Genomic DNA, 11,172 nt, shown 5'->3' on the forward strand with positions numbered 1-11,172 from the left:
CCATCCCGCCCATCCCGCCCATCCCGCCCATCCCGCCCATCCCGCCCATCCCCACGCCGACCTCCATGCCCATCTCCCCACCCAGCGCCGGGGCGCAGCGCGCCACCACCATCGCAGCCGCCACCGAAATCGTGGTCTGCACCACCTGCCGCCCGGCGGGGGTTCCCCGCGACCAGACCGCGCCCGGCCAGCGGCTCTACGACGCGGTGCAGGCCGCGCTCGGGGCCGCGGAGCCTGGGCCGGAGGGCGCGCCGCTCGGTGCGCAACTCGCTGCCCAGCGCGACGCGCAGAGCGCGGCGGCGGATTCGACGCCCCGCCTCAAGCTGCGCGGCCTGGCCTGCATGAGCGGCTGCGACCGGGCCTGCACCGTGGCCTTGCAGGCGCCGGGCAAGTTCAGCTACTACTTCGGCGACTTGAGCGCCGACGCCGAGACCGCCGTGCAACTCATCGCCTGCGCGCAACTGCACCGCGACAGCGCCGATGGCACTTTGCTGCGCAACGCGCGGCCCGAGCGTCTGCGCAGCGGCATCCTGGCGCGCTTGCCCGCCGTGGAGCCCGTGGCCCCATGAGCGCGGCCATCCCGCACCTGCTGGGCGGCGCCTTGGGTGACGTTTTCAGTGGCGTCCTGAGTGGTGTCCTGGCGGTCTGGGTCGCCCTGGCGGTGGACCGCGCCTGGGGCGAACCCCGTGCGCGCTGGCATCCCGTCGTGTGGATGGGGCGTTACCTGGGCGGCATGGGCGCGCTCGTGCAGCGCCAGGCCCTGCAGCAGCCAGGGCAGGCGGATTGGCCCGCCTTCTGGCGCGCGGCCGCGGCCTGGTGCCTGGGGGCGGCTGTCGTTGCCGCGGCGGCGTGGGCCCTGCAGACTGCGGTGCTCATGCTGCCCTGGTGGGGCGCAGGCCTGTTGCTGGGCGTTCTGCTGAAGCCGCTCCTGGCCTGGGCCTTGTTGCGCCGCGAGGTTGAGGCCGTGGAAGCAGCCTTGGGCCAGTCGCTGGACGCGGGTCGCGAGCGCCTGCGCTGGCTGGTGAGCCGCGACGTGGCGCCGCTGAGCGACACCCAGGTGCGCGAGAGCACCATCGAGACCCTGGCCGAAAATCTCAATGACTCGGTGGTGGCGCCCCTGTTCTGGTTCGCGCTGCTGGGCCTGCCAGGCGCCGCGCTGTACCGCTTCGCCAACACGGCCGACGCCATGTGGGGCTACCCCGGTCTGTACCAGGGCCGCAACTGGGCCTGGGCCGGCAAGTGGGCCGCGCGCGCGGATGATGTGCTGAGCTGGGTGCCGGCGCGCCTGACCGCCTTGCTGCTCTTGCTGGCAGCGGGTCTGCGCGGCCTGGCCCGCGCGCGGCAACTGCCCGCCCAGGCGCGTCAGACACCCTCGCCCAACAGCGGCTGGCCCATGGCGGCCATGGCCTTGGTGCTGGGTGTGCGGCTGAGCAAGCCCGGTGTGTACGCCTTGCACGCGCAGGGCCGCGCGCCTCAAGCGTTGGACACCGCGCGCGCCGTGCGCCTGGGGGGCAGGGCGCTGCTGTTGGGGACGCTGCTGCTGAGCCTCCTGTCCACGGTCTGGGCGTTCAGGGCTCTGGGTGCTTTGGGCGCCATGGGCACGCTGGGAGGGCTGTCGCCGTGATCACCACTCCCACCGTGCATGTCCATGTGCATGGCGGGCCGGACGCCCTGGGCGTGCCGGTCCACGACTTTTCCACCAATGCCAATGCCTGCGGGCCTTGCCCCGAGGCGCTGGCTGCCGTGCGCGATGCCGACGCCGCGCATTACCCGGACCCGAGCTACGTCGCCTTGCGCAGCCGCCTGGCCGAGTTCCATGGCGTGGCCCCCGCGCGGGTGCTGCTGGCGGCCAGCGCCAGCGAATTCATCCACCGCGTCAGCGCCTGGGTGGCGCAACGCGGTGCGCGCAGCGTCTGCCTGCCCGCGCACAGCTACCGCGACTACGCCGCCGCGGCCGAGGTCTGGGGCCTGCGTCCGGTGCCGTCGCCGCGCGATGCCGGACTGAGCTGGGCCTGTGAGCCCTCCAGCCCCTTGGGGCGGGCGCAGCAGGGTCTGGCCGCCCTGGTGCACGAAGCGCCCATGTGCGTGCTGGACCGTGCCTACGAGCCGCTGCGCCTGGAGGGCGCGGCCAGCCTGCCGGCGCGGGACTTGGACCGGGTTTGGCAGCTGTGGTCCCCGAACAAGGCCCTGGGGCTGACGGGCGTGCGCGCGGCGTATGTGATCGCGCCGCGACAGGCCGATCGAACTGATCAAGGCGATCAAACCGATCCGGCCGTGGCCCAGCTCGAGGCCTTGTGCCCTTCCTGGCCGCTGGGCGCGCACGGCGTGGCCCTCTTGCAGGCCTGGACCACCGCCGAAGTGCAAGCCTGGGTGCGGGCCAGCCTGCTCACCTTGCAGACCTGGAAGACCCGGCAGATCGGGCTGTGCACGGCGCTGGGGTGGCGCTGCGCGCCGAGCCTGGCCAATTTCTTCTGCGCCGACACGGGGTTGCCGGCCCCCGCACTGGCGCGGGCTTTGCAGGCCCTGCGCGCGCGGGGCATCAAGCTGCGCGACGCGGCCTCCTTCGGTCTGCCAGGCTGGGTGCGCCTGGGCGTGCTCGCGCCCGAGGCCCAAGACGCCTTGCGTGAGGCTTGTTTGGAACTGGAGTCCATGCTGCTGTCCCCCATGCCGATGCCGTTGAATGAGCACGCAGAGGAAGGGAAGGTACAACGATGAACGCGCCCCGACGCGCCCGCGCCGTCATGGTGCTGGGCACCACCAGCGGCGCTGGCAAGAGCTGGCTCACCACGGCTTTGTGCCGCCACTACGCGCGGCAGGGCCTGAAGGTGGCGCCCTTCAAGGCGCAGAACATGAGCAACAACGCGCGTGTGGTGGCACCCGCGCTCGGCATCGGCCCGTCCTCGTTACTCCCCGAAGGCAACGTGGTGGACCCAGGGGAGGACCAGCGGCCCCATGCTGGCGGCGAAATCGGTTCGGCCCAGTACTTCCAGGCCCTGGCCGCCCGTGCCGAGCCCGAGGTGCGCATGAACCCGCTGCTGCTCAAGCCCGAGCGCGACACGCACAGTCAGGTCGTGTTGCTGGGCCAGGTCGATGAAGCGCTCACGCGCCTGGGTTGGCGCGGGCGCAGCGAGAAGGTCTGGCCCACGGTGGCGCGTGCGCTAGACGAACTGATGGCCGAGAACGACGTGGTCGTGATCGAAGGTGCGGGTTCACCGGCCGAGATCAACCTGATGGCCAGTGACATCGTGAACCTGCGTGTTGCGCGACATGCCCAAGCGCGCTGCCTGCTGGTGACCGACATCGACCGCGGCGGCGCTTTCGCGCATCTCTACGGCACCTGGGCCTTGCTGCCCGAGGCAGACCGCGCGCTGATCCAGGGTTTCGTGCTCAACAAGTTCCGGGGCGATGCCAAACTCCTGGCCCCCGGGCCGCAGCAGCTCCAGGCGCTGACCGGCGTGCCCACCGTGGCCACGCTGCCCATGTGGTGGCAGCACGGTCTGCCCGAGGAGGATGGTGTTTTTGACATGGCTGCTGCGCAAGGCAGCGGCGCGATCCACACCCGCATCGCCGTCGTGGCCTACCCGCGCATCAGCAACCTCGACGAGTTTCAGCCGCTGAAGAACGTGCCGGGCGTGGCGCTGCGCTGGGCGCGTGGACCTGCCGACCTCGTGGACGCGGACTGGATCATCCTGCCGGGTTCCAAGCACACGAGTGGCGACCTGGCCTGGCTGCGCGCCCAGGGCCTGGACCGCGCGATCGCCGCGCATGCTGCACGGGGCGGGGCGGTGCTGGGCATCTGCGGCGGTTTGCAGATGCTGGGCGAAGCCCTGATCGACCCCCATGGCATCGATGGCAATGCGCCTGGCTTGGGTCTGCTGCCCCTGGTCACGGCCTTTGAGCCCGCCAAGACGGTGCGCCGCACGGTGGCGCGCTTCGGCGAGACCCAGGGGAACTGGGCCGCCTTGTCCGGCGTGAACGTGCGAGGCTATGAAATCCACCACGGCCAGACGGCCCAGCATCCGGCCATGGCGGCCGCAGGAAACGTGGCGCGTGAGCTGATGCCGGCCCTGGCCTGGCAGAACGAACTGGGCAATGTGCTGGGGGTGTACCTGCACGGCCTGTTCGAAGACCCGGCCGTGCTGCAAGCCCTGTTTGGCGCCCAGGTGCCCACGCTCGAATCCGTCTTCGAGCGCATGGCCGATTTCATCGCAGCGCATTTCGAGCCTGGCGTGCTCGACAGGCTGATCGCCGACTGAAGCACCTTGATGACCTTGATGACCTTGATTGACTTTCTTTGATATTCACTGACCTTGCTTGAACCCCACCATGACGATGCGTTTTGACCTCCCCACCGTTGCCGACCTGCACGATGCCGCGCTCGCCGCCCGCTTGCAGCACAAGATCGATCAGAAGACCAAGCCCCTGGGCTCGCTCGGGCGTCTCGAGACCCTGGCCCTGCAGCTTGGCCTCATCCTGGGCAGCGAAGCCCCCGAGCTGCGCGCGCCGCAGATGCTGGTGTGCGCGGGCGACCACGGTCTGGCCGCGCGCGGGGTTTCGGCTTTCCCCAGCGACGTGACCTGGCAGATGGTCGAGAACTTCCTGGCCGGAGGCGCTTGCGTCAGCGTGTTGGCGCGCCAGCACGGCATCGCGCTCACCGTGGCGGACTGCGGCGTGCGGCATGACTTCGCGCCACGCCCGGGACTCGTCGATGCGAAAGTGGGACCCGGCACGGCCGATGCGCTCAGCGGTCCGGCCATGACGGCCGAACAGTGCGCGTTGGCGCTCAGCAATGGTGTGCGCATCGTCAAGGACCTGCCTGGCAACGCGCTGCTGCTGGGCGAGATGGGTATTGGCAACACCTCGGCCGCGTCGCTGCTGTTGGCGCGTCTGGGCGGGCTGGACATTGCTGATTGCACGGGCGCGGGCACCGGCCTGGACACGGCGGCCGTGGCGCGCAAGACCGAGGTGCTGCGCGAAGTCTTGCTCAAGCACCCGCAGGCGCAGGCGCCGCTGGACGTGCTGGCGGTCTTCGGGGGGTTCGAGATCGCGACCCTGGCGGGCGCGGTGCTGCAAGCCGCGGCCGAGCGCCGCGTGATCGTGGTCGACGGCTTCATCGCCAGCTCGGCCGTGCTCGTGGCCACCCGCCTCAACGCCCACCAGGCGCCTGCCGTGCTGCAGCGCTGCGTCTTCGCGCACCGCTCGGGCGAGCGCGGCCATGCGCTGATGCTGGCCCAGCTTCAGGCGCAACCGCTGCTGGACCTGGGCCTGCGCCTGGGCGAAGGCTCGGGCGCGGCCCTGGCCTGGCCGCTGCTGGTGTCGGCCTGCACCGTGCTGCGCGAGATGGCCAGCTTCGAATCGGCCGGTGTCTCCGAGAAAAATGCCTGACCTCAAGAGCGCAAGCACCTCCATGAACTTCGTCCGACATTACCTGCTGGCCCTGCAGTTCTTCACCCGCGTGCCCGTGACGGGGCGGCTGGCGGACTGGGTGGGTTACAGCCCCGACATGCTGCGCCAGTCCGCCGCGCATTTCCCTGGCGTGGGCTGGCTGGTGGGGCTGCTGGCCGCCCTGGGCTATGCCGGCCTGGACTGGGCGCTGCCTGACAGCGGCTACGCGCCCCTGGTCGCGGCCCTGCTCGTGACGGTGTTCACGGTCTGGCTGACCGGCGCCTTCCACGAGGATGGGCTGGCTGACGTGGCCGATGGCCTGGGCGGCTCTCAGGAGCGTGAGCGCGCGCTGGACATCATGAAGGACTCGCGCATTGGCGCCTATGGCGCCGTGGCGCTGGTGTTGGCCTTGCTCAGCAAGATCGCCCTGCTGGCCTTGCTGGGCGACGCCGATCCGGCTCTGGCCTGCGGCGCGCTGTTCTTCGCCCACGTGTTCACGCGGTTCCTGCCGCTGTGGCTGATCCGCCTGCTGCCGCATGTGGGCGACACCGCGCGCTCCAAGTCCAAGCCCTTGGCGGACCGCATCAGCGCGGGGAGCCTCGCCGTGGCCACGCTCTGGACGGTGGCCGCCGCCGCGCTGTCGTGGTGGTGGCTGCCGGAGGCGCTGTTGTGGTTCAGCGGCGCCGCCGCGAGCCTGTTGGCCGCGTTTTGGATGGGGCGCCTTTTCGCGCGCCGGCTCCAGGGTTACACGGGCGACTGCCTGGGCGCGACGCAACAGGTCTGCGAAATCGCCTGCTACTTGGGCTTGGCGCTGGCCCTGTCCTGGATCCCATGAAGCTCTGGCTGGTGCGCCACGCGCCGCCGCTGATCGCGCCCGGAGTCTGCTACGGCGCCAGCGACGTCGAGGCCGATGCCGAACGCACGGCGGCGTGTGCGGCGCAGTTGGCGCTTGAGTTGCCGCGCGGTCTCACGGTCCACAGCTCGCCCCTTCGACGTTGCCTGCAACTGGCGCAGGCCCTGTGCGCCCTGCGGCCCGACCTGCAACTGCGGCAGGACCCGCGCCTGCGCGAGATGGATTTTGGTCAGTGGGAGGGGGTGCGCTGGGACGACATCCCGCGCGCGGCCTATGAAGCCTGGACGGCCGATTTCGGCACCGAGCGCTTTGGGGGGCAGGAGAGCGTCAACGACGTGTTGAGCCGCGTGGCGGCGGCGCGCGAGGAGGCACTCGCGGCGGGGCAGGAGGTCGTCTGGGTCACGCACGGCGGCGTGCTGCGTGCTCTGGCCCTGCTTGGCCAGGGCATGAACCGGCTGGACCGGGCCGACCAGTGGCCGGCCACGGTGGCGGGCTGGGGTGAGTGGCAATCCATCACCCTCTAGCCCGCCGCGGGCTCCGCAGACCGAACAGGCTGGGCCAACAAGCCCAACAAGCCCAACAAGCCCAACAAGTTCAGCGGGCTCAGCCCCAGACTTCCTGCGCCGTTTCAACGACCAGCTGCAGCTTCTTGCGCTGGTCTTCCACGGCGATGTTGTTGCCGTGCACGGTGCTGGAGAAGCCGCACTGCGGGCTCAGGGCGAGCTGGTCCAGGTCGGCGTACTTGCTGGCTTCCTCGATGCGGCGCTTGAGCGCGTCCTTGGTTTCCAACTGGCCGAACTTGGTGGTCACCAGGCCCAGCACCACGATCTTGCCCTTGGACAGGAAGCGCAGCGGGCGGAAGTCGCCCGAGCGGTCGTCGTCGTATTCGAGGAAGAAGGCGTCCAGGTTCATTTCCTTGAGCAGGGCCTCGGCCACGGGCTCGTAGTTGCCCGCCGCGGCGTGCGTGCTCTTGAAGTTGCCACGGCACAGGTGCATGGCCAGGGTCATGCCCGCGGGCTTCTTCGCGACGACCTTGTTGATGAACCAGGCATAACGGTGCGGCAATTCGTTGGGGTCGTCACCGCGCTGGCGCGCGGCTTCGCGCATGCGGTCGTCGCAGAGGTAGGCGAGGTTGGTGTCGTCCATCTGCACGTAGCGGCAGCCGGCATCAAAAAGCGATTGCAGCTCATCACCATAGGCCTGGGCCACGTCGTCGTAGAACACCGGGTCGAGTTCGGGGTAGGCGTCCTTGCTGATGCCGGCGCGGCCGCCGCGGAAGTGCAGCATGGTCGGGCTGGGGATGGTGACCTTGGGCGTCATGCCCGCCGCGATCTGGCTCTTGAGGTACTCGAAATCGGCGCGCTGGATGTCCTTAACGTGCTTCACCTTGTCGACCACGCGGATCACCGGCGGTGCCAGTTCTTCCGTGCCATCGGGCTTCTTGATCGTGACCGGCACGTCGGTCTTCACGCCACCGAGCTGCTCCAGGAAGTCGATGTGGAAGTAGGTGCGTCGGAACTCGCCGTCGGTGATGGACTGCAGGCCCACGTCCTGCTGGAACTTCACGATCTCGGTGATGGCCTTGTCCTCCACCGCGCGCAGCTGGGCCGCGCTGATGGACTTCTTGACGAAGAACTGTTCGCGGGCCTCCAGCAGGTACTGCGGGCGCAGGAAGCTGCCGACGTGGTCGGCGCGGAAGGGCGGGGTGGTGCGTGGTGTCACGGTGGGTCTCCTGGGGGTGCGACGATGGGGGTAATGAATGACTGTACAGACTTGGGGTCGGCGGCGACGCTGGGGGAATGCCTAGGTCGCGGAGGAATCCAAAGTCAGGCTGAGTGAGCGGGGCTGCACTGGACCGTGAGGGACTTCAGACCACGGCCACGAACACCAGCGTGCCCGTGGTGCAGTGCCTGCGCTCGCCCGTGGCGGGGGATTCCGCCCACATGTCCACATGCACGTGGATGGAGCGCCGTCCCGTCGCGATCACGGTGGCCGTGACCTCGACCACGTCGCCCACATGGGCCGGGGCCTTGAAGTTCAGCTTCTCGCTGCTGGCCATGACGATGGTGCGACGCATGCGCCGGGTGGCGGCCACGAAACCGGCCTTGGCCATCCACTCCATGGCCGGGCCACCGTGCAGCAGGCCGCGGTGGTTGGCATGGCCGGGGAAGACGATTTCCGCCACCGTGGCGCTGGCCTTGCCGCCCTCCGTGAAGACGGGGGGCTTGGACGGGTAGGGCTGTGGCGCCTGCGCCGGCGTGGCCACGGGGCTGACCGGGGCCGTCGCCGTGCTCTCGGCCTGGCGGACCATGACGAATTCGCCCGAGAGGCACTCGGTGCGCGTGCCGCTGAGCAGGTCTTCGGCCACCAGGCGCGTGCCCACGGTGACGGAGCGTCGCCCCTGGCGCAAGACCTCGGCGGTGCATTCCACCAAGTGGCCCGCGGGCGCGGGGGCGGCGAAGTTCAGGTCGCTCACCGAGGCGGTGACCACCGATCCGCGCAAGGCCTTGCTGCCCACGATGAAGGCCAGTCGGTCCAGCATGGACAAGGCCGCGCCGCCGAACAGCGTGCCGTGGTGGTTGGATTGGTCGGGCCAGACCATGTCGACGACGACCATGGGGGGCGTGGTGGGGCTCGAAAGCAGTTCAGCGTCGGTAAGTGCGGATGACAAGGCGTTCTCCGATGGCGCGTGGACACACCCCGTCCCATGCGCATCACATCGCTCCGTGGCAGGTCTCCTGGCTATCGGGTCCTCATCCGATGCGGCCTTCCCGGCGCGCGGCCAGTGGCGGAGGGCATCGGATTCACCGATCACAGTTGCGGGGGCAGCCGCAGCGCGGGGTTGGGTCACAACCCTCCGCTGCTGTTCCCTTTTCATTCCTGCGCTGGGCAGGAAACCGCGGGGCGGGGGCAGTGTATACGAAGCGATGCGGCTGATCGGTCGTGGTGATGGCGTCGGCAGCAAGTACGATCACGACCAGGAGCCGATCCCATGATCGAGCAACATGACGAGCAACCTGACCATCACCGAAATCAAGACCTTCGTGCCGGCGAAGGATTTCGAGCTGTCCAAGCGCTTCTACGACGACCTGGGCTTCCAGCAGAAATCCGAGGGCGGCGGCATTGCCTATTTCGCGCATGGCCGGCATGCCTTCTTGCTGCAGGACCATTACGAGCCGAAGTTCGCCGAGAACCTCGCGCTGCACATCCTGGTGGAAGACGTGCAGGCCTGGAGCCGCCACGTGGCCGAGCGTTGCATCGCCGAGCGCTATGGCGTGCGCGTCACCGCCCTGACCGAGCAACCCTGGGGCATCACCGATTTCTCGGTCACCGACCCCTGCGGCGTGTGCTGGACCATTGGGCAGAACACGGCGGGCTTCACACCCGTGGGGCGGCTGGAACCGGTCTGAACAGAGGAGCTCTGGGCGCCCGAAACGTTTCGCGGCCAAGGCCTGTGCGATGCGCCGCGCGTACACCAGGCCCACGCCACGTCACGCCACCGCCCCCCTACGCTTGCGCTGCACAATCCCACCGTGCTGTCTCGTCTCTTCATCCTCATTCTGTGGCGCCTGCTCGCGGTCATTTGCGTGGCGCTGGGCATCATCGGCGCCTTCCTGCCCGTGATGCCGACCGTGGTGTTTCTGCTGGTCGCCGCCTGGGCCGCGGGAAAGGGCTGGCCGCAGCTGGAAGTCTGGCTGCTCACCCACCCTCGTCACGGCGCTTCCATCCGGGCCTGGCGCGAGCGGGGCGCGGTTCCACGGCGTGCCAAGTGGGCCGCCTCCCTCATGATGGGCTTGAGCAGCGTCGCCCTCGTGGCCTCGCCCCTGGCCCTGTGGTGGCGCATCGGGCTGCCGCTGGGCATGGGCTGCATCGCGCTGTGGTTGTGGACTCGGCCGGAGGGCTGAGGGCATGCGCGGGCCAACCCGCAGGGGCGCGGCGACAGCCCCTGGCCTCATGAGGTCTTGCCGCCTTCATCGGCTTCAGGCAGCATGCGGGCTCACATGCGACGCTTGCTGACTTTGCTTTCACCTTGGCCCCTGCCACGCGCCGCGGCGCTGGGCTGGATCGCCCTCCTGGTTCTCATCGCCGGTTGCTCGACGCTGAAGTTCGGCTATGGCCAACTGCCGCGCCTGGCGGCCTGGCAAATGGACAGCTATCTGGATCTGGACCGCGCTCAAAGCCGCCAGCTGGACGCGGCCCTGGCCGAGCTGCATGCCTGGCATCGCCGCGAGGAACTGCCGCGCGTGCGCGCGGTGCTGGTCCGTGCCGACACCCTCTGGGGTGAATCCGACGGCGGACGGGGTGTCACGGCCGAGGAGTTGAACAGCATCGAGCGCGATGCCATCGCGGCGTTGAATCGCCTCTTGGTGCGCGCGGAACCCTTGGCTCAGCCTTTGTTGGCGAGCCTGCGCCCGGCGCAATGGGAGCATTTGCGCGCGAAGCAGCGCAAGCGCCTGGACGAATGGCTGGAGGAAGAGGGCGATCCCGAGGAGCGCGGGGATCGATTCATCGACAACCTGGAGCGCTGGCTGGGCAGCCTGGAGCGTCCCCTGCGCCAGATGGCGCGCGCCGAGGCGGCGCGGTGGCCCGTCCAGGACCGCGAGGCCCTGCGCCAGACCTGGGAGGCGCGTCAGCAGCGCTTGGTCGAAGCTTTGCGCGCCGTGGCGCAAGGCCAACGCGAGCAGGGCCTGGCCTCGCTCGCCGCCTTGGCTTCAGAACCGGTTGATCCCGCCTTGAGCGCGGCGATGCGCGCGTCCGTGCTGCGCGTGCTCAACGCCACCACGCCCGCGCAGCGCGCCCAAGCCCGTGAGCGCTGGGCGGGTTGGCGCGAGGATTTGAGGCAACTGGAATCCGTGCAGACCGCCCAGGCTGCCCAGGCCGCGCCCTGAGCGCACCGTGAGCGCACCGTGAGCGCACCGTGAGCGCACCGTGAG

The 11,172-nt window shown here is 69.5% G+C and carries 12 protein-coding genes and 1 riboswitch; of the genes, 10 read left to right on the forward strand and 2 right to left on the reverse strand.

Going from position 1 to position 11,172, the window contains the following annotated elements; translation table 11 throughout:
- The 7 genes from HGR_RS11400 to HGR_RS11430 all read left to right on the forward strand — a co-directional run.
- A partial coding sequence (locus HGR_RS11400; RefSeq protein ID WP_006298400.1) for a DUF1636 family protein occupies positions 1-569 on the forward strand: 569 nt, incomplete at its 5' end.
- The gene (gene cbiB / locus HGR_RS11405) at positions 566-1,624 is read left to right on the forward strand and encodes an adenosylcobinamide-phosphate synthase CbiB (protein WP_006298401.1); all 1,059 of its coding nucleotides are present in this window, start codon (positions 566-568) and stop codon (positions 1,622-1,624) included. The genes HGR_RS11400 and cbiB, both read left to right, overlap by 4 nt.
- Positions 1,621-2,715, forward strand: a complete 1,095-nt coding sequence (locus tag HGR_RS11410) for an aminotransferase class I/II-fold pyridoxal phosphate-dependent enzyme (protein WP_006298402.1) — start codon at positions 1,621-1,623, stop codon at positions 2,713-2,715. The genes cbiB and HGR_RS11410 overlap by 4 nt, the downstream gene beginning before the upstream one ends.
- Positions 2,712-4,256, forward strand: a complete 1,545-nt coding sequence (locus HGR_RS11415; RefSeq protein ID WP_006298403.1) for a cobyric acid synthase — start codon at positions 2,712-2,714, stop codon at positions 4,254-4,256. Before HGR_RS11410 ends, HGR_RS11415 begins: the two co-directional genes overlap by 4 nt.
- Before the next feature lie 76 nt (positions 4,257-4,332).
- Entirely contained in the window at positions 4,333-5,385 is a 1,053-nt protein-coding gene (gene cobT, locus HGR_RS11420; protein ID WP_138922496.1) for a nicotinate-nucleotide--dimethylbenzimidazole phosphoribosyltransferase, read from the forward strand.
- A 22-nt stretch (positions 5,386-5,407) separates the two neighbouring features.
- Positions 5,408-6,220, forward strand: coding sequence for an adenosylcobinamide-GDP ribazoletransferase (gene cobS / locus HGR_RS11425; protein ID WP_039853349.1), 813 nt, complete (start codon positions 5,408-5,410; stop codon positions 6,218-6,220).
- The gene (locus HGR_RS11430; RefSeq protein ID WP_006298406.1) at positions 6,217-6,762 is read left to right on the forward strand and encodes a histidine phosphatase family protein; all 546 of its coding nucleotides are present in this window, start codon (positions 6,217-6,219) and stop codon (positions 6,760-6,762) included. Before cobS ends, HGR_RS11430 begins: the two co-directional genes overlap by 4 nt.
- Before the next feature lie 79 nt (positions 6,763-6,841).
- Here HGR_RS11430 and HGR_RS11435 read toward each other — a convergent pair whose 3' ends face one another.
- On the reverse strand, positions 6,842-7,960 hold the full coding sequence (locus HGR_RS11435) for a 5-methyltetrahydropteroyltriglutamate--homocysteine S-methyltransferase (RefSeq protein ID WP_006298407.1): 1,119 nt from the start codon (positions 7,958-7,960) through the stop codon (positions 6,842-6,844).
- Positions 7,961-8,105: 145 nt separating this feature from the next.
- Complete coding sequence (locus HGR_RS11440) at positions 8,106-8,909, reverse strand: acyl-CoA thioesterase (RefSeq protein WP_237701408.1); 804 nt, start codon at positions 8,907-8,909, stop codon at positions 8,106-8,108.
- Between the two features lie 40 nt (positions 8,910-8,949).
- Positions 8,950-9,155: riboswitch (cobalamin riboswitch) on the reverse strand.
- An 88-nt stretch (positions 9,156-9,243) separates the two neighbouring features.
- Here HGR_RS11440 and HGR_RS11445 point away from each other — a divergent pair.
- The 3 genes from HGR_RS11445 to HGR_RS11455 all read left to right on the forward strand — a co-directional run bounded on the left by HGR_RS11445 (position 9,244) and on the right by HGR_RS11455 (position 11,127).
- The gene (locus HGR_RS11445) at positions 9,244-9,648 is read left to right on the forward strand and encodes a VOC family protein (protein WP_006298409.1); all 405 of its coding nucleotides are present in this window, start codon (positions 9,244-9,246) and stop codon (positions 9,646-9,648) included.
- Positions 9,649-9,771: 123 nt separating this feature from the next.
- Positions 9,772-10,143: a YbaN family protein gene (locus HGR_RS11450; protein WP_006298410.1), complete on the forward strand. Its 372-nt coding sequence runs from the start codon at positions 9,772-9,774 to the stop codon at positions 10,141-10,143.
- A 96-nt stretch (positions 10,144-10,239) separates the two neighbouring features.
- Positions 10,240-11,127: a DUF6279 family lipoprotein gene (locus HGR_RS11455; protein WP_006298411.1), complete on the forward strand. Its 888-nt coding sequence runs from the start codon at positions 10,240-10,242 to the stop codon at positions 11,125-11,127.
- Positions 11,128-11,172 lie beyond the last annotated feature (45 nt).

It is taken from the genome of Hylemonella gracilis ATCC 19624 (assembly GCF_000211835.1).
GTDB lineage: Bacteria > Pseudomonadota > Gammaproteobacteria > Burkholderiales > Burkholderiaceae_C > Hylemonella > Hylemonella gracilis.